Here is a 22,583-nt window from a genome sequence, read left to right on the forward strand (position 1 = left end):
GCTAGATCTTCTCCCCACGTGCGAGAATGTCGGTCACGACGGAATCGATGCCACGGGCGTCGATGACCTTGATGCCCTTGGCGCTGACGTTGAGCGTCACGCTGCGGCGCAGCGACGGCACCCAGTACCGCTTCTTCTGGATGTTCGGGTCGAACCGGCGCTTGGTACGGCGGTGCGAGTGCGAAATGCTGTGCCCAAAGCCCGGCTGAGCTCCGGTCACCTGGCAGTGCGCTGCCATAGTGTTCTCCTCCAATGTTGACGAAATGACGGCACGCAGTGGGTGCCGCAGTTGATCACTCAGCTGCGGCAACGGGCGTCCCGCCACCTTCAGAATTGCCACCGTTCGCCAACCGGGCCCTCTCGTAAGGCCCGCGGCCGGAACCGGCGAAGGCCTCGCCACGATGAAGACGGTGAAGATCAAGGTGCCGGAAGGTGGACTCCACCACACGACAGCCTTGAAGTCTAGGCCCGGACGGACTTCCCCGCAACCTGACGTCAGGTGTGACCAGCTTCGGGTCAGTCTACCGGCTCCCCGGACCCCCGCAAACCGGGGGACTCCCTGCTCAGCCGCACCGGCCGGGGGCCGACGGCTCCGCGGGGGCCGCGGGACCGGCGGGGAGCACCGGGCGCGGGAGCAGCGTCGTGTACCCGGGGTGGCGGGCGGCGACCGCGTCCCCGGAGGAGGTCCCGCGCAGCCGCCGCCCGACCCAGGGCAGCAGGTACTCGCGGGCCCAGAGGAGGTCCTCCTTCAGCACCCCCGGGCTCGCCGTGACCGGCAGCCGGTCGGTGGGCGGCAGCTCCAGGGCGTGCTCCACGCCCAGCAGCTCGAGCACCCGGGCGGCCACGCGGGTGTGCCCCGCGGTCGACATGTGCAGCCGGTCCACCGCCCAGTAGCGCCAGTCCTGCAGGGTGCGCATCCGCCAGTAGTCGAGGACCAGGCACCCGTGCCGGTCGGCGATCTCCCGGACGTGCTCGTTGTAGAGCGCCTGCCGGGGGCGGGTCCAGGACGTGGGGGCGTCCCGGCCGGGGTCGAAGGCCGTGAACAGCACCACCTGGGCGCCGGAGCCCCGCAGCCGGGCGACCGCCTGCTCGTAGACCCCCATGAGGGCGTCCACGTCCGCGCGGGGGCGCAACAGGTCGTTGCCCCCGGCGTAGAGGCTCACCAGGGTCGGCTCCAGGGCCAGGCACGCCTCGAGCTGCTCCTCGACGATCCCGCGGAGCAGCCGCCCCCGGACCGCGAGGTTCGCGTAGCGGGTGTCCGGGTGGGCCGCGGTCAGCTGCTCGGCCACGAGGTCGGCCCAGCCGCGCACCCCGTTGGGGCGGGCGGGGTCGGGGTCGCCCACGCCCTCGGTCATGGAGTCGCCGAGGGCCACGTAGCGGATGGGCGGTGCTAGCGGCACGGCGGCCGGGCGGGGCGTCGTCGGCTCCGTCATGCGGTGTTTCCTCCGTTCGGGGCAGGGGGGTGCTGCGGGCGGGGCCGCGGGGGCGCGGTCAGGGCGCCGTGCGGTCGGTGTGCTCGGGCTGCCCCGGCTCCCCCACGGACCGGAGGCGGGAGCGGTTGCCGAGCGCCTCGTTGACGGCGCGCACCAGGGAGTTCGCCCGCGCGTTGTCCGGCAGCTGCTCGATCAGCACCGGGTTGCCCGCGGAGTCGGCCAGGGGCACGCGCCAGTTCGGGTACTCGTCCCCCGTGCCCGGCTGGTTCTGCATCCGGCGCTCGCCGACGGCGTCCACGAGGGAGACGTTGAACAGCAGCGCCGGGGACTGGGCGAGGTAGCGGTGCAGCGCCTCGACCAGGCCCTGCTCGTCCGTGGCGTCCCCGTCGGGGAGCAGCCCGTCCGCGGCGACGGCCGCGAAGAACGTGTCGAGCTGCCGGCGGGCCTCGGCCCGCTCCTCCTCCACGGGCCGGGCCAGCAGGCCCAGCTCCTGGCGCACGTCCACCTGCACGCCCTCCAGGAAGCCCGCCGTGGGCGGGAAGTCGTGGGTGCTGACCGAGGCCATGCTCAGCTCCCGGTACTGCGCCGGGGGGAGCGGCTCGTCGCCGTCCACCTCGAACCACAGGATCGAGGTGCCCAGCACGCCGCGCTCCGCGAGGTACTCCCGCACCCACGGCTCGAGGGTGCCCAGGTCCTCCCCGACCACCACCGCCCCGGCGAGCTCCGCCTCGAGCGCGAGGATGCCGACCATCGCCTCGTGGTCGTAGTAGACGTAGGCGCCCTCCGAGGCCTCCTGGCCGTCCGGGATCCACCACAGCCGGAACAGGCCCAGGACGTGGTCCACCCGGATGCCGCCGGCGTGCCGGAAGATCGTGCGCAGCATGTCCCGCCAGGGCAGGTAGCCGGCCTCGGCCAGGCGCTCCGGGTGCCACGGGGGCTGGGACCAGTTCTGGCCCTTCTGGTTGTACATGTCCGCGGGCGCGCCCACGCTGACGCCCAGGGCCAGCACGTCCTGGAGCGTCCACGCGTCGGCGCCCTGCTTGTGCACGCCCACGGCGAGGTCGTGGATCACACCGATGTCCATCCCGGCCAGGTGCGCCGCGCGCTGGGCGGCCTCGAGCTGCTCGTCCAGCAGCCACTGCATCCACACGTGGAAGTCGATCCGGTCGGACAGCCGGGTCCGCGCCTCCACCGCGTACGGGGCGTCGGGGCGCGCCGCGGCGTCGTCCCACTCGGGGGCGTCCTCGCCGAGCTCCTCCCGCAGCGCGCACCACAGGCCGAAGTCCTGCAGGCCCTGCCCGCCCTCGGCCACGAAGCGGCGCAGCTGCTGCTGGCGGTGCGGGGAGCGGCGGACGGTGAACAGCAGCTCGAGGCTCTTCAGCTTGGCCGCGTACGCCCGGTCCCGGTCGATGGTGCTGGTGTCGAGGTTGTCCTTGCGCTGGATGGCGGCCAGCGTGTTGACCACCTCGAGGTCGCCCGGGCGCAGGTAGGCGTACTCGGGGACCTCGGCGATGCGCAGGTAGAGGGGGTTGAAGAAGCGGCGGCTGGTCGGCAGGTACGGCGAGGGCTCCACCGGCGGTGCGGGCTCGGCGGCGTGCAGCGGGTTGACCAGCAGGTAGTCCGCCCCCTGCTCGCCCGAGATCGCGGCGAGGCTCGCGAGGTCCGAGGCGTCGCCCACGCCCCACGAGCGCCCGGAGGTCACCGAGTAGATCTGCGCCATGTAGCCCCAGCGGTGCCGGCCGTGCAGCCGGTCGGTGCTGGCGAGGTGCCGCGGGGTCACGGCCAGCGGCGTCGTGACCGCGCGTCCGCCGTCGACCTCGGGGCACTCGGCGCGGACCTCGTACCAGCCCACGGCGAGGCCCTCGGGCACCTCGAAGGTGGCCTGGCCGGTGAGGACGCCGTCCACGTCCCGCGGGGAGCGCCAGTTGTCGACCTGGGGGGCGGTGGTCCGGGCGCCGCCCTCCGCCACGAGGGTCACGCGGACGGTGGAGCCGTGCGGGACGTGCACGGCGAAGCGGGTGCGCTCCCCCGCGACGGCGACGACCACGGGCGGCAGGACCCGCCGCCAGGGCGCCAGCTCCCGCTGGGCGAGGCACGCCTCGATCGCGGCGTCGTCCCCGGCGTCCGCGCCCAGCGCGTCGAGCACGGCGCGCAGCGTCGGCTCCGGGACCTCCCGCTCCTGTCCGTCGAACCCGGAGTAGGTCGTGGAGACCCGGTAGGCCTCGGCGAGCCGGCGCAGCGCGCCGTCGGTGGTGGTGGTGTGGGCCATGGACCCCACTCTAACCACCGGCGCGGCCGGAGCCGCAGGCTGCTGATGATCCGGGCGGCTACGCCAGGGTGCGGGCGACGTCGACGACGAAGCGGTACCGCACGTCCGAGGCGACCACCCGGTCGTAGGCGGCGTCGACGTCGTCGGCGCCGATCAGCTCGATCTCGGCCTCCACGCCGTGCTCGGCGCAGAAGTCCAGCATCTCCTGCGTCTGCGGGATCCCGCCGACCATCGACCCGGTGAGCACGCGCTGGGGGCCGATCAGGGCGCCCGGGCGGACGCTGTACGGCTCGGTGGGCAGCCCCACGGAGCACAGCACGCCGTCGACCCGCAGCAGGGACAGGTACTGCTCGACGGGCAGGTCCGCGGAGACGGTGTTGAGGATCAGGTCGAAGCGGCCCTTGTTGCGCTCGAAGGTCTCGGGGTCCTTCGTGGCCCAGTAGTCGGTCGCGCCGAAGGCCAGGCCGTCCTCCTGCTTGGACAGGCTCTGGCTCAGGACGGTGACCTCGGCGCCCATGGCGGCGGCGATCTTCACGGCGACGTGGCCGAGCCCGCCCATGCCCAGGACGGCCACCCGCCGGCCCGGTCCGGCGCCCCAGCGCCTGAACGGGGCGTACGTGGTGATCCCGGCGCACAGCAGCGGGGCGGCCCGGGCGGGGTCGAGCGCCTCGGGGACGCGCAGGACGAACCGCTCGTCGACCACGATCCCGCCGCTGTAGCCGCCCCGGGTGGGGGTCCCATCGGCCTGGGGCGTGTTGTAGGTGGCAGTCACGCCCTCCGTGCAGAACTGCTCCTGGCCGCCGGTGCAGTACTCGCAGCGGCCGCAGGAGTCGACGAAGCAGCCGACGCCCACCGTGTCGCCGGGGGCGAAGCCGGTCACGGACTCCCCGACCGCGCGGACGCGGCCGACGATCTCGTGCCCCGGGGTGACGGGGTAGTGCGTGCCGCCCCACTCGTCGCGCGCGACGTGGATGTCGGAGTGGCAGATGCCGGCAAAGTGGATGTCGATCTCGACGTCGCCCGGGCCGACCGGGCGACGCTCGATCGTGGTGCGGCGGAAGCCCGAGTCGGCGGAGACGGCCTCGAGGGCGGGGACGGTGGTCATGGGGTGCTCCTGTCGTGGTGCGGATGACGCCCGGCGGGGGTCGCCGGGCGGTGGTCGTGGGGTCCGGGGGCGTGCGGCCGGCGGGACGGCCGGCGCCGGGACGGTGCGCTCACCAGGCGTGGGCGACGAGCTCGTAGGACCGGGCGCGCACCTCGGGGTCGTGGGCGTAGCTGTTGAGCATCAGCTCGTCGGCCCGGGTGAGCTCGACGATCTGCTCGAGATCGGCGACCACCCGCTCGGGCGTGCCGACCGCCGAGACGGCGAGGTGCTCCTGCACCATGCCCGCCTCCGCCGCGGTGAGCTCCACGCGCTCGACGGGCGGCTGGAGCGGCCGGCGGTCGTTGCGGGCGATCCCGCGCACCAGCAGCTGGTGGGTGCTGAACTGGCGTCGCGCCTCCTCGTCGGTGTCGGCGGCGAGGATGTTCGCCGCGACCATCACGTGCGGGCGCTCGACCGTGGCGGTCGGGGCCTGCGCGTCGAAGCGCTGCCGGTACAGGGCGATGGCGTCCATGATCCTGGCCGGGGCGAAGTGGGAGGCGAACGCGTAGGGCAGGCCGAGCCGGGCGGCGACCTCAGCGCCGCCCGTCGACGAGCCGAGGATCCACAGGGGAACGTCAGTGTGCCGGGCCACGGGCGCCCGGACGACCTCCTGCTCCTGCCCGCCGAACAGCCGCACCAGACGGCGTACGTCGGCCTCGAAGGTGTCGTGGCCGGCGTGGCCCCGCCGCAGCTCCAGGGCGGTGCGCATGTCGGTGCCGGGCGCCCGGCCCAGGCCCAGCTCCACGCGGCCGGGGTAGAGGTTGGCGAGCGTGCCGAAGGCCTCGGCCACGGTCAGCGGCACGTGGTTGGGCAGCATGATCCCGCCGGAGCCCACGCTGAGGCGCTCCGTGGCGGCGAGCGCCTGCCCGACGAGCACCGCCGTGGCGGAGGACGCGAACGCCTCCGTGTTGTGGTGCTCGGCGTACCACAGGCGCCGGTAGCCGGAGGTGTCGAGCCGGCGGGCGAGGTCCAGCGCCTCGCGGAGGGCGTCCGCGGTGGAGCGGCCCTCCGAGAGGGGCACGAGGTCGAGGGCGGACAGCGGGACGCGGGGCGTGGCGGGCAAGGGCGGGGCTTCTTCCGTCGGGGATGGCACGAAGGGGTTCGGTGGCGGCAACACCCCCGGCCGGGGTGCTTATTCCGGGCGTCCTCCCGGGCGTTGTCCTGCTCACACCCCCGCCCCGGACGGCGCCCGGTGGGGCACCATGGGAGCATGACGTCCTTCCCCGCCCCCACGCCGTCGCCGCCCACGTCCTCCCCCGAGCTGCCGGCGCCCGCCCCCGGGTGGGCCCCGGCGTGCGTGGTCTTCGACTGCGACGGCATCCTCATGGACACGGAGGCGAACTGGGCCCGGGTCCAGCGCGCCGTCTCGGAGCGCTACGGGCTCGAGTTCACCGAGGCCATGGAGCGCCGGATGATGGGCTGGTCCGCGGCGGACGTCGCCACGGCGATCGCCGAGGCCGCCCGGGCCGACCGCGCCGCGGTCCACGCAGACGTGCTGCGCACCGAGGAGGAGACGCTGACCGGGCACATCGTGCCCCTGCCGGGCGCGCTCGAGACGGTGCGCGCGTTCGCCGAGCGGCTGCCCGTGGCCGTGGCCAGCAACTCCACGAGCACGATCCTCGGCGTGAAGCTGGAGGAGGCCGGCTTCGCCCCCCACCTCAGCACCTGGGTCTCCTCCGAGGACGTGCCGCGCGGCAAGCCGGCCCCGGACATCTACACCGAGGCGGTGCGGCGGCTGGGCTTCGCCCCGGGTGAGGCCCTGGCCGTGGAGGACTCCGTGGTGGGCGCGACCTCGGCCGTGGCGGCGGGACTGGTGGTCGTGGCCGTGCCGTCCGTCCCGGACGGGGACCCCGTGCCCGCCCACCACCGGGCCGCGACGCTGACGGACCCCGTGTTCCGGGAGCTCATGACCCGCTGGCTGGGCTGAGCCGGGCGCCCGGAGCGCTCAGCGGTTCCAGAGACCGTAGGTCTGCGCCAGCTCGGAGACCTTGCGGGCCCGGGCCAGGCGGGGCAGATAGCTGCCGTCGCCCACCACGTGCCCGGAGTCGTGCTGCGTGATGAGCTCGCGGGCCCAGGTGATCTCCTGCTCGCTCGGAGCGAGGTGGCGGTTGATCCCGTCGGTCTGCTGCGGGTCCAGGCACAGCTTGCCGGTCATGCCCATGGACTGTGTCACGGCGCACGCCTCGGCGAGGCCCTCCTCGGAGGCGCCCAGGGTCGGCCCGTCGATGGGACCGGGCAGCTCCCCCACCCGGGAGGCCACCACGAGGCTCGAGCGCGCGAACGCGAGCGCCAGGGGGTCCGCGCTGACGCCGGTGTCCCGGCGGAAGTCGCCGACCCCGAAGGCGAGCCGGAACACGCCCGGGGCGCGGGCGATGTCGTTGGCGTTCATGATCCCCACCGCCGACTCGATGAGCGCCACCACGGGGGTGCCGGCCGGGGCCATCATGGCCGTCTTGGTGATGTGGTCGGGGTGCTCCGTCTTGGCCAGCATGATCCCGCGCAGGTGGCCGACCCGGCTGAGCGCGGCGAGGTCCTGCTCCCAGTACGGCGTGGTGATGTCGTTGATCCGCACCCACGCGCTCGCCCCGGCCTCGAAGGCCTCGACGACGTTCTGCCGGGCCTGGTCCTTGCCCTCGGCGGGAATGGCGTCCTCGATGTCGAAGACCACGGAGTCCGCCTCGGAGGCGAGGGCCGCGGGGAAGACGGACGGGTCGGCGGCCGAGGTGAGCAGCCAGGAGCGGGACAGGCGGGCGGGCAGCGCGGCGGCGCGCTGGTTGCGGTAGGGGGCCACGTGAGGGTCCTTTCCGGGATGAGGTCAGCGGGGACGGGAGACCCCTGGGCACCCGTCCCCGTGAACGGGCCCGGGCCGTAGGAGCTGTCCAGTCTAGGCCGCGCGCCGATCCGGCGGAACGCTCAGACGGTCAGGGGCGTGTGACGTCCGTCAACCCGCTCCTCCGGCCGGACGGGGCCCGGCGCGGTCCCCGCCCCGAAGGGCGAGCCGCCGAGGGCCTCCCGGCCGTGCGCGGACACCCAGTTGGCCAGGTCCGGGCCCACGGGCACGATCTGGTTCGGGTTGATGTCCTCGTGGACCACGAAGTAGTGCTGCTTGATCTGCTCGAAGTCCACGGTGTCGCCGAAGCCCGGCGTCTGGAAGAGGTCCCGGGCGTAGCCCCACAGGTGGGGCATCTCGGTGAGCTTGTTGCGCGAGCACTTGAAGTGCGAGTGGTAGACCGGGTCGAAGCGCACCAGGGTGGTGAACAGCCGCACGTCCGCCTCGGTGATGTGCTCCCCCATGAGGTAGCGGCGGGTCGAGAGGCGGTCCTCGAGCCAGTCCATGGCGACCCACAGCCGCTCGTAGGCCTTCTCGTGGGCGCGCTGGGAGCCGGCGAAGCCGCACCGGTAGACCCCGTTGTTGACCTCGGTGTAGACCCGCTGCATGACCTCGCGCATCTCGTCCTCGAGATCGGCCGGCCAGAGGTCGGGGGCGCCCTCGCGGTGGAAGGCGCCCCACTCCTTGGCGAGGTCCTCCGTGATCTGCGGGAAGTCGTTGGTCACCACCTGGCCGCTCGCGATCTCCACGACCGCCGGCACGGTGATGCCCCGCGGGTAGTCGGGGTAGCGGGCGAAGTACGCCTCCTGGAGCCGCTCGATGCCCAGCACCGGGTCCCTGCCGTCCGCGTCGAGGTCGAAGGTCCACGACCGGACGTCGTGGACGGGACCGGGCAGCCCCACGGAGAGGGCGTCCTCGAGCCCCAGGAGCCGTCGCACGATGAGGGTGCGGTTGGCCCAGGGGCAGGCCCGCGCGGCGACGAGCCGGTAGCGGCCGGCTTCGACGGGCCAGGCCCGCGCCCCCTCGGGCACGTCGGCGCGCGCCGGGTCGCGGACGATACGGTCCTCGATGTAGGCGGTGTCCCGGGTGAACTCCTCGCCGGGATGCACGTAGGCGCCGGCGGTGCTGTGCTCGGACCGCTGGGTGCTGCGCTGTGACATGGTGGCTCCTCGCGGTGCGGCGGGACGGGGCGCCACCGGCCGGGACGACGGTCGGCGGCGGGACGGCCGCACCTCCCGCCCCTCGGTTTTGATGATATGTCAATCACAGAGAGGGCGCCAGCGGGAGCTCCCGTCGGAGGCGAGGTCTACAGTGGAGGCGTCCGGCACCCTCACACCACGGAAACAGCCCGCCCATGAGCACCCACGGCAACGAGCCCGAGTACGGCCAGCGCCTTCCCCCGCAGCACGTCCCGCCCCGGACCGCGCCCCGGGCGGCCCGCGGGCCTGCGACCTCGCCCCGGGCCGCCCGGCGGATGGCGCGCGGGCTCTCCTTCACCCTCATCCTGCTGGGCCTCCTGCTCGGCGGCGGACTCGCCGCCCTGGGCCATGTGTGGGGGTGGGCGGTCGGAGCGCTGCTCGGGCTGCCCGGGCTCGCGGGCTTCGTCGTCGTCCAGGCCCAGCTGCACCCGGCCCTCCGGGACGCCTCGGTGCCCCCGCTGCGGAGCCGCTCGAAGCTGTGGCTCGTCCCCGCCGCCCTGCTGCTGCTGGGCCTCCTGCCCCTCGCCGGGGCGTTCGCTGTCCAGCCGCTGCTGGCGGGCACCACGGGTGCGCACCTGGCCGACGAGTACGTCAGCGTCCTGGTCGTCTCGGGGATGACGCTGGTCGTCGCGGCCGGCCTGGGCTTCGGACTCGTCGCCATGGCCTCGTTCACCCCGGTCGACGACGACGACTCTCCGCTGCGCCCCACCGGCTACGCCGAGCGGCTCCGGCGGCCCGCGCGCGGGCCCGGCGACCTCTACGACTCGGAGTGGATCCACCGCCGCCCGGCACGGTACGGCCGCGACGCCGGCGACCGCCCGGACCCACCGGAGGACCCTGTCGGCGGTTGACATTTGTTGACACGTCAATTTATAGTGGGGGTTTTCCCGCGCCACGAGAGGACCGCCGCATGAGCCACCCGGAGACCGATGAGGTCAACTGGCTGTCCGACGAGGAGCAGCGCGTCTGGCGCGGCTTCCTGGCCCTGAGCCGCGGCATGCAGACCGCGGTGGACCGCCAGCTGTCCCGGGACAGCGCGCTGTCCGGCTCGGAGTACGAGGTCCTCGTCCAGCTGTCCGAGAGCAGCACCGGCGTGATCCGCTCCCGCGACCTGCTCCACGAGCTCGGCTGGGAGCGCAGCCGCCTCTCCCACCTGCTCTCCCGCATGGCCCGGCGCGGGCTGCTCGAACGGCTGCCGTGCGACAGCGACGCCCGCGGCCTCGACGTGCGGATCACCCCGGAGGGGCGGCGTGCCATCGAGGCCTCCGCCCCCGGCCACCTGGAGCTCGTGCGGGCGGCGCTGATCGACCACCTGACCCGGGAGGAGATGGACGCGCTGCTCTCCGTCTCCGGCAAGGTGCTCCCCCGGCTCGAGGAGCTGGGGCTGTGCTGACGCCGGGCGCCTGAGCCGCCCACCGGCCGAGGCCGTCCGCGGCCCGGAACCGCCCCGCGCAGGGGACAGGCCCTGCCGCATGGGGGGATCGGCAGGGCCTGTCAGGCATCCCGATCGGGGGAATGGGACACCAGTCGCCGGCAGGAACCATCCGGAGGCAGATGGGGGGATCACCTCCGGGCCATCGCCGACGACAGATTTACCTTAGACCCAGTGATCTGCATGAGCAAGCCGCCTGTGCGTTTTGTGTCCTCGACGGCCGCGGCGGCCCGGGAGGCGACTTCGGGCGCGCTCGGCGCCGTGGCCGGACGGCCCGGTCGGGACACAGGAGCACCCCCGCGGGCCGAGGCCTGCGGGGGTGCTCCTGTGCGCCGCGGGCGGTGCGCCCGCGGCCGGCGTCCTACTTGGTCTGGCCCTCCTTGGCGAGGACGTAGTCGTAGACGACCTCTTCGCCCGCGCCGCCGTCGGTGCGCGGCTTCGGGTCCAGCATCAGCTCGGGCTTGACCGCCGAGGCGATGTCGTCCGCGTTGTGCGGGTCGCCGGGGAAGTACAGCTGCTGGGTGACCAGCTGGTGGCCCGGGGCCGAGACCTTGATGTGGATGTGCGCCGGGCGCCAGGCGTGCCAGCCGGCCGCACCGATGAGCTGCCCGCAGGCCCCGTCGGTGGGGATCTGGTACGGGGCCGGGCGCTTGGTGTTGATCTCGAAGTACCCGTTCTCGTCGGCCTTCACCGTGCCGCGGAAGAGCCACTCGGGCAGCTCCGGGGCGTACTGGGAGTAGAAGCCGTTGGCGTCGGCGTGCCAGATCTCCACCTGGGCGCCCTGCAGCGGGTTGCCGTCGGTGTCGGTGAACCGGCCCTTGAACAGCAGCGGGGTGCCGGGCTCGTCCTCGCGCATCTGCAGGGTCGCGGGAGTGGGCAGCACCGGGGAGTCCGGCACGTAGTAGGGGCCCTCGATGGTGCCGACGGCGCCGGGGCGCTCCTGGGAGTTGACGTCCTCGATGGTGTGCTCCAGCCAAACGTCCAGGAACAGCGGCCACTCCCCGTCGGTGCCGACCTTGATCAGCCACGCCTTCAGCGCGTTGTACTCCTCGTAGGTGACCTGGTGCTCGACCGCGATGTCGTTGATCGCCTTGATCGCCGCACCGGCCAGCAGGGACACCCGCTCCTTCGGCACGTCCAGCTTCGCCAGCTTGCCCGAGGCGGTGAACCGCTCGGTCGCCTTGGACCCGGCCTCGACCGCGGTGCCCTCGTTCTCCTTGCGCGTTGCCGCGTGGGTCTCCGTCATGGTGTGCTCCACATTCCTCGTTGAACGGTGATCAGGGACGCCCCTCGTGCCCGCCGCTCCCGGCGCGGCTCACGGCCGCCGGCTCGGGCCCTCCGGCTGTGACACCGGACACGTCGACGTCTCCACCAGCCTAGGGGCGCGATCAGGACGCGACAAATATCAATTAGGCGTCTTTTCTGCACCCAATACGGCATAAACACCCCCTGGGTTAGTCCTAGGGGTTTGCCTGATGTGAGCGGAGTCACGGCGCACCAGACTGGCTCCGTACCGTCCGGCAGGAGCCGGTCGCAGACTTCGGCCCGCACGTCCCGAGCAGACGTCCCGCCCAGACATCCCGAGCAGGCAGCCCGACCAGGCAGCCCGACCAGAAGGAGCACGTCATGACCGAGAACCTGACCCACGTCCGCGAGGTCCTCTCCGACGCCGTGGTGGACGACCGCGAGAACGGGCTCATCCGGGCCAAGCGGGAGATCTTCACCGACCAGGAGATCTTCGAGCTGGAGATGAAGTACATCTTCGAGGGCAACTGGGTGTACCTGGCCCACGAGTCGCAGATCCCCAACGTGGGCGACTACTTCACCACCTACATCGGCCGCACCCCGGTGGTCATCACCCGTGACAAGGAGGAGAAGCTGAACTGCATCGTCAACGCGTGCTCCCACCGCGGTGCGATGCTCTGCCGGCGCAAGACGGACAACCGCACCACCTTCACCTGCCCCTTCCACGGGTGGACGTTCAAGAACTCCGGCGAGCTGCTCAAGGTCAAGGACGGCCGCAACGGCGGCTACCCGGAGAACTTCAACAAGGAGGGCTCGCACGACCTGACCAAGGTCGCCCGCTTCGACTCCTACCGCGGCTTCCTGTTCGGCTCCCTCAACCCGGACGTGCTGCCCCTCGAGGAGCACCTCGGCGACGCCACCACGGTGATCGACTCGATCGTGGACCAGTCCCCCGAGGGCCTCGAGGTGCTGCGCGGCGCCTCGACCTACACCTACGACGGCAACTGGAAGGTCCAGGCGGAGAACGGCGCCGACGGCTACCACGTGACCTCGGTGCACTGGAACTACGCCGCGACCACGGCCCGCCGCACCGCCGGCGACTCCGCCAACAAGACCAAGGCCATGGACGCCGGCAAGTGGGGCAAGGTCAAGGGCGGGTTCTACTCCTACGAGCACGGCCACCTGCTGCTGTGGCAGGAGTGGACCAACCCGCAGGACCGCCCGCTGTGGGACCGCCGCGAGGAGCTCGTCGACAAGTACGGCGAGGAGATGGCGAACTTCATGATCAACATCTCGCGCAACCTGTGCCTGTACCCGAACGTGTACATCATGGACCAGTTCTCCTCGCAGATCCGCCACTTCCGGCCGATCTCCGCGGACCAGACCGAGGTCACCATCTACTGCATCGCCCCCAGGGGCGAGTCCCAGGAGAACCGCTCCAAGCGCATCCGCCAGTACGAGGACTTCTTCAACGCGACGGGCATGGCGACCCCGGACGACCTCGAGGAGTTCCGCTCCTGCAACAAGACCTACTGGGCCACCTCCGCCCCGTGGAACGACATGTCCCGCGGCGCCGCGCACGAGATCCAGGGCCCGGACGAGCAGGCCCAGGCCCTCGGCATGACCAAGGTCATCGCCTCCGGTGTGCGCACCGAGGACGAGGGCCTGTACCCCGTCCAGCACGGCTTCTGGAAGGACGTCATGGACAAGGGTCTGGCCGCGGAGGAGCGCGCCGCCGCGCAGTCCGCCCCCGTGACCGCCTGACCCGGACTCCCCCGAACCACAGAAAGAGTGCAGAACACCATGACCAACCTGCTGAACCCCCTGGCGGCGCTGAAGACCGCCGAGGAGATCGCGACCCTCGAGACCGTGCGCGCGTTCCTCTACAAGGAGGCACGCCTGCTGGACGACCGGCAGTTCGACGAGTGGCTCGAGTGCTACCACCCGGACTCCGAGTTCTGGATGCCGTCCTGGGACGACGACGACCGGCTGACCGAGGACCCCCAGAACGAGATCTCCCTGATCTACTACGACAACCGCGGCGGCATCGAGGACCGCGTGTTCCGCATCAAGACGGACCGCTCCTCCGCCACGTCCCTGCCGGACCCCCGCACCGGGCACAACATCACCGACGTGGAGGTCCTCGAGCACGACGGCGACCGGGTGCAGGTCCGCTTCAACTGGTTCACGCTGTACTTCCGCTACAACACGACGGACACGTACTTCGGCACCAGCTTCTACACGATCGACCTCTCGGGCGACGAGCCGCTGATCCTGAAGAAGAAGGTCGTCCTGAAGAACGACTACATCCACCACGTCGTGGACGTCTACATGATCTGACGCCGGCCGTGGCCGGTCCCGCGCCGGGGCCGGCCACGACGGACCGTCCGCACTCCGTGCTCACCGAGCACCCCCCGCACTTCCCACGGGCCGCGACGACGCGGCCCCCCACCCAGGAGGAAATCATGGGCCACCAGGTAGCCCTCAGCTTCGAGGACGGCGTCACGAAGGTCGTCAAGGTCGGCGACTACGAGACCGTCCTCGACGCCGCCTACAAGGCGCGCATCAACATTCCCGCGGACTGCCGGGACGGCGCCTGCGGCACCTGCAAGGCCTTCTGCGACTCCGGCTCCTTCGACCCCGGGGACTTCATCGACGACGCCATGACCGAGGAGGAGCTCGAGAAGGGCTACCTGCTGACCTGCCAGGCCGTCCCCGAGTCCGACATGGCCATCCAGATCCCGGCGACCGCCGAGTCCGCGAAGACCTCCGCGGCCACGTACACCTCCACGCTCCAGGAGCTGGACAAGCACTCCGAGACGACGATCTCCTTCACCCTCGACGTCGAGAAGCGGGAGGACCTCGCGTTCCTGCCCGGCCAGTACGTCAACATCAAGGTGCCCGGCACCGACGCCGAGCGCTCCTACTCCTTCAGCAGCGGCCCCGAGGTGGAGGGCGCGGCCTTCATGGTCCGCATCACCCCGCAGGGCGCGATGTCCGAGTACCTGCGCGACCGCGCCCAGGTCGGCGACACCGTCGAGTTCAGCGGCCCCTACGGCTCGTTCTTCCTGCGCGAGCCCAAGCGCCCCCTGCTGCTGCTCGCCGGGGGCACCGGCCTGGCCCCGCTCCTGTCGATCCTCGAGAAGCTCGCCGAGAACCCGCCCAGCACCCCCGTGCACCTCATCTACGGCGTGACCCGCGAGGCCGACATCGTGGGCCTGGACCGGCTCCGCGCCTACGAGGCGAAGCTGCCGGACTTCACCTGGGACCACATCGCCTCGGAGGAGGGCACCTCCGCCCCCCACACCGGCTACGTCACCCAGATCATCGAGCCGGCCCACCTCAACGACGGCGACGTCGACATCTACCTGTGCGGCCCGCCCCCCATGGTCAACGCCGTCTCCGCGTGGCTGGACCGCGAGGGGATCGAGCCCGCCAACTTCTACTTCGAGCGCTTCGCCCCGAAGGAGACCACGGGCGGCGACGCCGAGACCGGTGCGCCGCCCTCCCCCGAGACGATCGCCGCCGAGGGGGACACCATGACCCGCTCCGAGGCGCTCTCCTCGCTGGAGACCGGCCGGCTGGAGTTCCGCAAGGAGGACAGCTTCGCCCACCTCGACGCCCGCATGGGCCTCGAGCTCGCCGTCACCGAGCTCGTGATGGGCCGGCTGACCGAGGAGCAGCTGGAGCAGTTCCGGCGCCTCGCCGAGGCCACCACGCGCTCCGTGGGCGCGGGCACCGTGCAGGACCCCGAGGAGTACGTGCGGACCAACGAGGAGTACCACGAGTACCTCTTCATGGTCTGCGACAACCCCACGCTGCTGGAGTCCTACCGCCGGCTCGACGTGCGCGAGCAGATGGCCGCGACCTTCGAGCGGGGCACGGAGATCTTCGCCCGGGTCGCCCAGGACCACCTGGACGTCGTCGAGGCCTTCGAGCGCAACGACAAGGAGCGCGCCCGCGAGGTCATCATGGCCCACGCCCGCGACGCCAAGCAGACCATGTCCACGGCGATCGACGCCAAGGAGGCCGGCCGCTGATGGGCGCACCGTACGCGGGACAGTTCCTCACCCCGGGCCGCTTCGCCGGCAGGGTGGCGGTCGTGACCGGCGCCGCGCAGGGCATCGGGCAGAAGGTGGCCGAGCGGATCGGCGCCGAGGGCGGCGCCGTCGTCCTCGTGGACCGCGCCGAGCTGGTGCACGACGTGGCGCAGGGCATCGTCCGCGCCGCCGAGGCCTCGGGCTCGGGCGGTGCCGCCACGTCCGTGACCGCCGACCTCGAGACCTGGGCCGGGGCCCAGCAGGCCGTCGAGGCCGCGCTCGCGGCCCACGGCCGGGTGGACGTGCTCGTCAACAACGTGGGCGGCACCATCTGGGCCCGCCCCTACGAGGAGTACGACGAGGAGAAGATCGAGAAGGAGATCCGCCGCTCGCTCTTCCCCACCCTGTGGTCCTGCCGCGCGGTGCTCCCGGCCATGCTCGAGCAGGGCTCGGGCACGATCGTCAACGTCTCCTCGGTGGCCACCCGCGGCATGCACCGGGTGCCCTACGCCGCGGCGAAGGGCGGGGTGAACGCGCTGACCCAGTCCCTGGCCATGGAGGTCGCCGGCCGCGGGATCCGCGTGGTCGCCACCGCCCCCGGCGGCACGGAGGCCCCGCCCCGCAGGGTCAAGCGCGGCCCCGAGGCCGAGAGCGCCCAGGAGCGGGCCTGGTACCAGGTGATCGTCGACCAGACCGTGGACTCCTCGTTCGTGAAGCGCTACGGCACGCTCGACGAGCAGGCCGCGCCCATCGTGTTCCTCGCCTCCGACGAGGCCTCCTACGTCACCGGCAGCGTCCTGCCGGTCGCCGGCGGGGACCTCGGCTGAGCCGCCTCCGGGCGGACGCCCGCCGCCGTGGCCGCGCCCCCTCCACGGGTAGACTCGCGGCCATGACGGCGGGCCTGCAGCACGGAGAACCCGGCGAGGAGCTCCCGCTGGTCGGGCGGGCGGCCGCGCTCGAGGAGCTCCTCGAGGTCCTGCGGACCGTGCGCAAGGGCCACGTCCGCACCGTGGTGCTCGAGGGTCCGCTGGGCTCGGGCAAGACGGCCCTGCTCGAGCTGTTCCTCGACCACTGCCGCTCCGCCGCGCGCGGCGTCCGCGTGCTCAGCGCCACCGGCGACGAGTGGGAGTCCCAGCTCGCCCTGGCCGGGTACAGCCAGCTCATGCTCGCCACGCCCCTGCGCTCCTCCCGGGGCTTCGACGGCGAGCCCGCGCCGCCCTCGGCCCCGGTCGCGGAGCTGAGCCCCGCGCAGGCCGTGAACTACGCCGCCACCCTGAGCACCCACCTCGAGAGCCTGCAGACCCGCGGCAGCGTGGTGGTCACCGTCGACGACGCCCACCGGCTGGACGAGCAGACCCTGCGGATCCTGGTGTTCGTGATGCGCCGGCTGCACGGCAAGCGCGTCATGTTCGTGCTGACCCTCGACCCGGCGCAGGCGTGGCACGTCCCGGCCGGGGTGCTCGACTTCCTCACCGGCCACCAGGTCCAGCGCCTCCCCCTCGAGCCCCTCGGGGCGGAGGAGGTCCGGGCCGCGGCCCGGCAGTTCTTCGGCCTCGACCTCGGCGCGACCGCCGCGCACCGGCTCGTCCGGCACACCGGCGGGCTCCCCCAGCAGGTGCTCGAGCTGCTGCGCGAGCTGCCCGAGGACACCTGGCACTCCTGGTTCGCGGACCTGCCGGCGAGCTCCCGGGTGCGCGCCCGCGTGCACAGCGTCCTCACCGGGGCCTCGCCCGGCCTGATCCGCACGGCCGAGGCCGTCTCCGTGCTGGGGCGCAGCGCGGGCCTGTCCGAGGTGGCCCACGTCAGCGGGGTGGACGCCCTGATGGACGCCCTCGACGAGGGCCACCGCGCCGGGCTGCTGGACCTCTCCGTGGACCAGGCCCGCTCGGTCGTGCAGTTCTTCGAGCCGGGCGCCGCGGAGGCCGTCTACGGGCTGATCGTGCCGAGCCGGCGGATCGCGCTGCACCGGCGGTCCGCGACCGTGGTGCAGGAGGAGGGCGAGCGGCTCGGCCACCGCGTCTCGGCCACCCCGGGGCCCGACGAGCCGCTGGCCGTGGAGCTCGAGGCCTTCGCCGCGCGGCAGGCGATGGTGGGCGCCTGGCAGGACGTCGCCACGGCGCTGTTCTCGGCGTCCCGGCTCTCCGCGGACACGCGCGCCCGCAACGACCGTCTGCTCCGGGCCGTGGACGCCCTGGTCGGCTCGGGCGACATCGCCCAGGCCGGCATGTGGGCGGCCGCCGTGGACGCCATGCCGTCCTCCCCGCTGCGCTCGTCGGTGCTCGGCTACCTCTCCACGGTGTCCGGGCAGAACCGCAGCGCGCAGACCCAGCTCGAGATGGCCTGGCGCACGAGCAACCGGCAGCGGGACCCCGCGGCCGCCGCGCAGATCGCCCAGCGCTTCGTGCTGCACGGCGTGGCCTCCTGGGACGGACCCGTCATCACCCGGTGGGCGGAGACCGCGATGTCCCTCACCGCCCCCGGCACCCCCGCCCACATCGAGTCCGAGGCGATCTACGGCCTGGGCCTCTTCGCCCAGGGGCGGCTGCGGGAGGCCGAGGCCTCCTACGAGCGCGCCTTCGAGCACGCGGCGGAGAACGCCCAGAAGCAGCGCGTACAGATGGGCGCCGGGTGGCTCGCGCTGCGCGCCGACGACGTCGAGACGGCGCTCGTCAACTTCCAGGCGGCCGCCCCCACCGAGTACCGGGGCGGGTCCCTGCGGATCTCCCTGTGGGCGGAGGCCTGGCTGGCCCGCACCCAGCTGGTCCTGGGCGACTGGGACGCCGCGGCGGCCACCGTCTCCCGCGCCTCGGTGCGCCTCGAGACCTCGCAGATGCCGCTCATCCGCCCGCTCCTGTACTGGACCGCCGCGGAGCTGTGGTCGATGCGCGGGGACTGGGACCGGGCCCGCCACTACGTCTCCCAGGCCGCCGTGCAGCCGGGCACCTACCGGGCCATGCAGGTCCCGGCCAGTCTCGCGCGGGCCCGCTTCCACGAGGCCCGCGCGGACTACGAGAGCGCGCTGGGGGTGCTGCAGCCGCTGACGGACCTCGACCCGTGGACCGACGAGCGGGTCTCCTTCTGGCCGTGGCAGGACACCTACGTCAACGCCCTCGTGATGACCGACCGGCTCGAGGACGCGGACGCGTTCCTCACCGCGTTCGAGCGCGTGCGCCGCGAGCGGCGGATCCCCTCCGACGACGCCCGCATCTCCTGGGCCCGGGGCCGGATCCTCGCCGCGCAGGGGGACCCGGACACGGCGCGGGAGCACTTCGAGGCGGCCCTGGGCCACCTGCGCGGGCTCAACCGCCCGTACCTGCGCGCCCGGATCAGCTTCGCCTTCGGGCAGAGCATGCGCCGTGCGGGCAAGCGGCGCCTGGCGTCCACCGTGCTGCGGACCGCGCGGGACCTCTACGACTCGCTGGGCGCCGCCACGTACGTGGAGCGCTGCGACCGCGAGCTGAAGGCGACCGGTCTCGACGTCGGGAACCTGCCGGACCCCTCCGACCCGGTGCTCGCGGCCGTGGGCCGCACCGCCGTGCAGCTCACCGCCCAGGAGCAGGCGGTGGCGGAGCTGGTCTCGGGTGGGGCCACCAACAAGGAGACCGCGCGGGCCCTGTTCCTCGCGGAGAAGACCGTCCAGTACCACCTGACGCGCATCTACGGGAAGCTGGGGATCCGCTCCCGCAGCGAGCTCGCCGCCCGCTACCGCACCCCCGACTGACCGTCCCGGGACGACCGCGAGGTGGCGGACGACGGCGACGGCCGGTGGCCGGGTCGCCGTCGTCCGCCACCTCGCGGGGCGGGCCGGTGCTACTTCACGTCGGAGGGGTGCTTGGCCAGGGGCACCACGGTGATGTCCATGTAGGGGAACAGCGGCAGGTTCTGCAGGATGTCGTGGAGCTCGTCGTGGGAGTCGACGTCGAAGACCGAGTAGTTGGCGTACTCGCCCACCACGCGCCAGATCTCGGGCCACTTCCCGGAGCGCTGCAGCTCCTGCGAGTAGGCCTTCTCGGTGGCCTTGATCTCCGCGGCCTCCTCGGCGGGCATGTCGGTGGGGAGGTCGATGTCCATGTGGACCAGGTACTTCACGGTGCGTCCTTCCGTCGGGATGGGTTCTCGGGCTGAGATCTCGTGCTGGGTTCCCGGGCCGGGTCTACCGGTCGGTGCGGTAGCGGGTGAGCTTGTCCTCGTCCACGGCGGTGCCCACCCCGGGCACGTCCGGCACGCGGATCCGGCCGTCGGCGATGACCACGGGCTCGGCGAGGAGGTCGTCGGACATGTCCAGGAAGTTGGACAGCTCCCCGGCCCGCTTCGAGGTGTGGGCCAGGGCCGCGCCGAAGACCACGGAGGCGATCGTGCCGACCTGGGTGTCGATCTGGTTGCCCACGTAGACGTCCACCCCCATGCCCTCGGCCATGCCCACGATCTTCGCGGCCTCGGTGAAGCCGGAGCGGGCGGTCTTCACCGCCAGCAGGTTCGCGCCGCCGGTGAGGATCTCCTTGGCGGCCTCCCCCAGGTTCGGGGCGGACTCGTCGGCGGCGATGGGGATCGTCGAGCGCTCCACCAGGCGGCGGCGGCCGAGCACCTCGCGGGCGTCGTCGGGCTCCTCGAGGAACTGCAGGCCCAGGTCGGCCGTGCGGCGCAGCACCTCCATGGCCTCGTTGGCGGACCAGCCGCGGTTGGCGTCCATGTAGAGCTCGGCGTCCTCGCCCAGGCCCTCGCGCAGCACGGCCGCGGCCTCGACGTCGAGGCCGATCGGGTGCCGGCCGGTCTTGAGCTTGAACGTGGTGATGCCGTAGGTCTCGCGGAACTGAAGGGCGAGGTCCAGCAACTCCTGGGCCGGCTTGAAGCCCAGCATGTGGGAGACCCGCATGGAGTCGGTGAACCCGCCCAGCAGCCTGGTCACCGGCTGCCCGAGGAACTGGCCGATGACGTCCCACAGGGCGATGTCCACGGCGCCCTTGGCGGTCTGGTTGTGGACGGTGCGGGCCAGCACGGCCTGGACCTTCTCGCGGTCGAGGACGTCCAGGCCCACCAGCTGCGGGGCGAAGAGGTCCTCGACGACGGCCACGATCGACTTCTGGGTCTCGCCGTAGGTGTAGGGCCGCGGCGGGGTGTCGGCGGTGCCCACGATCCCGTCGTCGGTGGTGATCCGCACCAGCACGTGGTCCGCCTCGTGGACGGCGCCCGAGGCGAAGTGCAGCGGGTGGACGTAGGGGATCGAGTAGGGGATCGCCTCGACGGTCGCGATCTTCATGGGCGGGCGGGCCTTTCCTGGGCGGGCGGGACGGGCGTGCCGCCGGGGGACCCGGGGGCGGCCTGGACGTCGACGACGAGGTCGATGAAGTTGTGCAGGAGCGCGGAGCGGTCCTCGCGCCGCCACGCGACGGCGAGCTCGATCTGCGGCGAGTGCTCGATGTCGCGGTAGACGACGCCCTCGAGCTGGAAGGCGCGCACCCCGGCGGGCACCACGGCCACCCCGCCGCCGGCGGCCACGAAGGACAGCAGCGTGGACGTCTCCCCCGCCACCTGGGCGATCCGCGGCTGGAAGCCGGCCTGGCGGCAGAGGTCCGCGGCGGTGCGGTAGAGCACGGAGTCGGGCGGGTAGGTGATGAACTCCTGGTCCTGCAGCTCGTGCACGGCCACGGGCAGGTCCACGGCGAGGGCGCTGAAGGAGGGCAGCGCCACCACGAGCGGCTCGCGGGCGACCACCCGGTACTCGACGTCCGCAGAGGCCACGGGCGGGCGCAGGAGGGCGGCGTCGAGGGTGTGCTCCCGTAGCCCCTCCTCCATGGCGGGGGTCAGCATCTCGCCGTGCAGCGCCAGGGACAGCCCGGGCATCGTCTCCTTCGCCCGGCGCACGACCCGCGGCATCACCCCGTAGGTGGCCGAGCCGGAGAAGCCGACCCGCAGCACGCCCGTGGCCCCCTGCCCCACCTGGTAGACGTCGGCCTTGAGGGCCTCGATCTCGTTGATGATCCGCCGCCCCCGGTCCAGTAGCACCTGGCCGGCGGCGGTGAGGTCCACCCGCCGGGTGGTCCGGTCCAGCAGCCGCACGCCGAGCTGCTCCTCGAGCTGGCGGATCTGCTGGGACAGCGGCGGCTGGGCCATGTGCAGGCGCTTGGCGGCGCGGCCGAAGTGGCGCTCCTCGGCCACGGCGATGAAGTAGTTGAGCTGCCGGATCTCCATCGTGGCACCTGGCCCTTCCGCTCGGTCGGAGGGGTCGTCGTCGACCGCCACCCGTCATATTGATCCACAGAGTACACCCAAAATGCTCCATTAGGACATCCGTGGCCCCTAATCGACTCCGCTGCCGCCGTGCGTTGCGGGGCCGCGCCCTGTGCCCGCGGCCCGTCGAGGTGGTGCAATGGGGCCATGCGCACCGACATCACCGCCGACCGGCACGGCTCCTTCGCCCGGGCGGTCAAGTCCCTCGTGGTCCCCCGCCCCATCGCGTGGGTCAGCTCCCGCTCGGCCGCAGGCGTCGACAACCTGGCCCCGCACTCGTTCTTCACGGTGGCCTCGGAGAACCCCACGATCGTCCAGTTCGTCTCGGTCGGCGAGAAGGACAGCCTCCGCAACATCCGGCAGACCGGGGAGTTCGTGGTCAGCTTCGCGCCCGAGGGGCTGTTCGAGCGGATCAACGCGACCAGCACCGACTACCCTCCCGAGATCAGCGAGTTCGACGCCGTGGGCCTGACCCGTGAGCCCTCGCTCACCGTGGCCGTCCCCCGCGTGGCCGAGTCCCCCGCCGCCATCGAGTGCCGGCTGCACACGGACCCCATCCCCGTGGGCAACTGCTTCCTGGTCCTCGGCGAGGTCACGCACGTGGTCGTGGACGAGGAGGACATGGACGAGCGGGGCCCGGTCGTGCGGACGCTGCGCCCGATCGCGCGGCTGGGGCGCGACGAGTGGGGCGAGCTGGGCCGGATCCGGTCGATCCGGCGGGTCCCCTACCGGGACGTCGCCCCGGAGGCGGACCTGCCCTGAG

Annotated in this window: 20 protein-coding genes; 9 read left to right on the plus strand and 11 right to left on the minus strand. The window is 72.6% G+C overall.

The window, feature by feature from the left end:
* Nucleotide 1: 1 nt before the first annotated feature.
* The 5 genes from rpmB to H488_RS23880 all read right to left on the minus strand — a co-directional run bounded on the left by rpmB (nt 2) and on the right by H488_RS23880 (nt 5,909).
* Nucleotides 2–238 (minus strand): 50S ribosomal protein L28, encoded by a 237-nt coding sequence (gene rpmB / locus H488_RS23860; protein ID WP_017832643.1) that lies wholly within the window; start codon nt 236–238, stop codon nt 2–4.
* Nucleotides 239–563: 325 nt separating this feature from the next.
* Nucleotides 564–1,433: an SGNH/GDSL hydrolase family protein gene (locus tag H488_RS23865; protein ID WP_017832644.1), complete on the minus strand. Its 870-nt coding sequence runs from the start codon at nt 1,431–1,433 to the stop codon at nt 564–566.
* Between the two features lie 58 nt (nt 1,434–1,491).
* Nucleotides 1,492–3,702 carry a 4-alpha-glucanotransferase gene (gene malQ, locus H488_RS23870; RefSeq protein ID WP_017832645.1) on the minus strand — a complete coding sequence of 737 codons (2,211 nt, stop codon included), beginning with the start codon at nt 3,700–3,702 and terminating at the stop codon, nt 1,492–1,494.
* Nucleotides 3,703–3,760: 58 nt separating this feature from the next.
* A complete protein-coding gene (locus H488_RS23875) occupies nt 3,761–4,807 on the minus strand; it encodes an NAD(P)-dependent alcohol dehydrogenase (protein ID WP_017832646.1) in 1,047 nt (348 codons plus the stop codon).
* 109 nt (nt 4,808–4,916) lie between these two features.
* On the minus strand, nt 4,917–5,909 hold the full coding sequence (locus H488_RS23880) for an LLM class flavin-dependent oxidoreductase (RefSeq protein WP_017832647.1): 993 nt from the start codon (nt 5,907–5,909) through the stop codon (nt 4,917–4,919).
* Nucleotides 5,910–6,056: 147 nt separating this feature from the next.
* On the opposite strand from H488_RS23880, the gene H488_RS23885 reads away from it, so the two are divergent.
* Entirely contained in the window at nt 6,057–6,773 is a 717-nt protein-coding gene (locus H488_RS23885) for an HAD family hydrolase (protein ID WP_017832648.1), read from the plus strand.
* Between the two features lie 18 nt (nt 6,774–6,791).
* Here H488_RS23885 and H488_RS23890 read toward each other — a convergent pair whose 3' ends face one another.
* Together H488_RS23890 and H488_RS23895 are read right to left on the minus strand one after the other, a co-directional pair.
* Nucleotides 6,792–7,637 (minus strand): HpcH/HpaI aldolase/citrate lyase family protein, encoded by an 846-nt coding sequence (locus tag H488_RS23890; RefSeq protein ID WP_017832649.1) that lies wholly within the window; start codon nt 7,635–7,637, stop codon nt 6,792–6,794.
* A gap of 122 nt (nt 7,638–7,759) precedes the next feature.
* Nucleotides 7,760–8,836: a glutathione S-transferase family protein gene (locus tag H488_RS23895; RefSeq protein WP_017832650.1), complete on the minus strand. Its 1,077-nt coding sequence runs from the start codon at nt 8,834–8,836 to the stop codon at nt 7,760–7,762.
* Between the two features lie 194 nt (nt 8,837–9,030).
* Here H488_RS23895 and H488_RS37065 point away from each other — a divergent pair, with 194 nt between their 5' ends.
* Nucleotides 9,031–9,726, plus strand: a complete 696-nt coding sequence (locus H488_RS37065) for a hypothetical protein (protein WP_017832651.1) — start codon at nt 9,031–9,033, stop codon at nt 9,724–9,726.
* Nucleotides 9,727–9,785: 59 nt separating this feature from the next.
* A complete protein-coding gene (locus tag H488_RS23900; RefSeq protein ID WP_017832652.1) occupies nt 9,786–10,268 on the plus strand; it encodes a MarR family winged helix-turn-helix transcriptional regulator in 483 nt (160 codons plus the stop codon).
* Between the two features lie 400 nt (nt 10,269–10,668).
* Here H488_RS23900 and catA read toward each other — a convergent pair whose 3' ends face one another.
* Nucleotides 10,669–11,553, minus strand: coding sequence for a catechol 1,2-dioxygenase (gene catA / locus H488_RS23905; RefSeq protein WP_035928370.1), 885 nt, complete (start codon nt 11,551–11,553; stop codon nt 10,669–10,671).
* Nucleotides 11,554–11,933: 380 nt separating this feature from the next.
* On the opposite strand from catA, the gene benA reads away from it, so the two are divergent.
* The 5 genes from benA (at nt 11,934) to H488_RS23930 (ending at nt 19,313) form a co-directional block, all read left to right on the plus strand.
* Nucleotides 11,934–13,316, plus strand: a complete 1,383-nt coding sequence (benA, locus tag H488_RS23910; protein WP_017832654.1) for a benzoate 1,2-dioxygenase large subunit — start codon at nt 11,934–11,936, stop codon at nt 13,314–13,316.
* Between the two features lie 39 nt (nt 13,317–13,355).
* Nucleotides 13,356–13,892, plus strand: a complete 537-nt coding sequence (benB, locus tag H488_RS23915) for a benzoate 1,2-dioxygenase small subunit (RefSeq protein WP_017832655.1) — start codon at nt 13,356–13,358, stop codon at nt 13,890–13,892.
* A 125-nt stretch (nt 13,893–14,017) separates the two neighbouring features.
* Nucleotides 14,018–15,592: a benzoate 1,2-dioxygenase electron transfer component BenC gene (gene benC / locus H488_RS23920; protein WP_017832656.1), complete on the plus strand. Its 1,575-nt coding sequence runs from the start codon at nt 14,018–14,020 to the stop codon at nt 15,590–15,592.
* Nucleotides 15,592–16,419: a 1,6-dihydroxycyclohexa-2,4-diene-1-carboxylate dehydrogenase gene (locus H488_RS23925; protein WP_017832657.1), complete on the plus strand. Its 828-nt coding sequence runs from the start codon at nt 15,592–15,594 to the stop codon at nt 16,417–16,419. Before benC ends, H488_RS23925 begins: the two co-directional genes overlap by 1 nt.
* Nucleotides 16,420–16,481: 62 nt before the next feature.
* Nucleotides 16,482–19,313 (plus strand): helix-turn-helix transcriptional regulator, encoded by a 2,832-nt coding sequence (locus H488_RS23930; protein WP_017832658.1) that lies wholly within the window; start codon nt 16,482–16,484, stop codon nt 19,311–19,313.
* 89 nt (nt 19,314–19,402) lie between these two features.
* Here H488_RS23930 and catC read toward each other — a convergent pair whose 3' ends face one another.
* From catC to H488_RS23940, 3 genes are all read right to left on the minus strand, one after another.
* Complete coding sequence (catC, locus tag H488_RS0118100; protein ID WP_017832659.1) at nt 19,403–19,681, minus strand: muconolactone Delta-isomerase; 279 nt, start codon at nt 19,679–19,681, stop codon at nt 19,403–19,405.
* Nucleotides 19,682–19,745: 64 nt separating this feature from the next.
* Nucleotides 19,746–20,849, minus strand: coding sequence for a mandelate racemase/muconate lactonizing enzyme family protein (locus H488_RS23935; protein ID WP_017832660.1), 1,104 nt, complete (start codon nt 20,847–20,849; stop codon nt 19,746–19,748).
* Nucleotides 20,846–21,781: a LysR substrate-binding domain-containing protein gene (locus H488_RS23940; protein WP_017832661.1), complete on the minus strand. Its 936-nt coding sequence runs from the start codon at nt 21,779–21,781 to the stop codon at nt 20,846–20,848. Before H488_RS23940 ends, H488_RS23935 begins: the two co-directional genes overlap by 4 nt.
* A 186-nt stretch (nt 21,782–21,967) precedes the next feature.
* On the opposite strand from H488_RS23940, the gene H488_RS23945 reads away from it, so the two are divergent.
* Nucleotides 21,968–22,582: a flavin reductase family protein gene (locus H488_RS23945; protein WP_017832662.1), complete on the plus strand. Its 615-nt coding sequence runs from the start codon at nt 21,968–21,970 to the stop codon at nt 22,580–22,582.
* The last annotated feature ends 1 nt before the right edge of the window (nt 22,583 follow it).

The sequence above is a fragment of the Kocuria sp. UCD-OTCP genome (genome assembly GCF_000349605.1).
Taxonomy (GTDB): Bacteria; Actinomycetota; Actinomycetes; order Actinomycetales; family Micrococcaceae; genus Kocuria; species Kocuria rosea.

Coding starts and splice junctions, on each gene's coding strand:
- rpmB (WP_017832643.1), bottom strand. CDS start 238: ATGGCAGCGCACTGCCAGGTGACCGGAGCTCAGCCGGGCTTTGGGCAC.
- H488_RS23865 (WP_017832644.1), bottom strand. CDS start 1,433: ATGACGGAGCCGACGACGCCCCGCCCGGCCGCCGTGCCGCTAGCACCG.
- malQ (WP_017832645.1), bottom strand. CDS start 3,702: ATGGCCCACACCACCACCACCGACGGCGCGCTGCGCCGGCTCGCCGAG.
- H488_RS23875 (WP_017832646.1), bottom strand. CDS start 4,807: ATGACCACCGTCCCCGCCCTCGAGGCCGTCTCCGCCGACTCGGGCTTC.
- H488_RS23885 (WP_017832648.1), top strand. CDS start 6,057: ATGACGTCCTTCCCCGCCCCCACGCCGTCGCCGCCCACGTCCTCCCCC.
- H488_RS23895 (WP_017832650.1), bottom strand. CDS start 8,836: ATGTCACAGCGCAGCACCCAGCGGTCCGAGCACAGCACCGCCGGCGCC.
- H488_RS37065 (WP_017832651.1), top strand. CDS start 9,031: ATGAGCACCCACGGCAACGAGCCCGAGTACGGCCAGCGCCTTCCCCCG.
- H488_RS23900 (WP_017832652.1), top strand. CDS start 9,786: ATGAGCCACCCGGAGACCGATGAGGTCAACTGGCTGTCCGACGAGGAG.
- catA (WP_035928370.1), bottom strand. CDS start 11,553: ATGACGGAGACCCACGCGGCAACGCGCAAGGAGAACGAGGGCACCGCG.
- benA (WP_017832654.1), top strand. CDS start 11,934: ATGACCGAGAACCTGACCCACGTCCGCGAGGTCCTCTCCGACGCCGTG.
- benB (WP_017832655.1), top strand. CDS start 13,356: ATGACCAACCTGCTGAACCCCCTGGCGGCGCTGAAGACCGCCGAGGAG.
- benC (WP_017832656.1), top strand. CDS start 14,018: ATGGGCCACCAGGTAGCCCTCAGCTTCGAGGACGGCGTCACGAAGGTC.
- H488_RS23925 (WP_017832657.1), top strand. CDS start 15,592: ATGGGCGCACCGTACGCGGGACAGTTCCTCACCCCGGGCCGCTTCGCC.
- H488_RS23930 (WP_017832658.1), top strand. CDS start 16,482: ATGACGGCGGGCCTGCAGCACGGAGAACCCGGCGAGGAGCTCCCGCTG.
- H488_RS23935 (WP_017832660.1), bottom strand. CDS start 20,849: ATGAAGATCGCGACCGTCGAGGCGATCCCCTACTCGATCCCCTACGTC.
- H488_RS23940 (WP_017832661.1), bottom strand. CDS start 21,781: ATGGAGATCCGGCAGCTCAACTACTTCATCGCCGTGGCCGAGGAGCGC.
- H488_RS23945 (WP_017832662.1), top strand. CDS start 21,968: ATGCGCACCGACATCACCGCCGACCGGCACGGCTCCTTCGCCCGGGCG.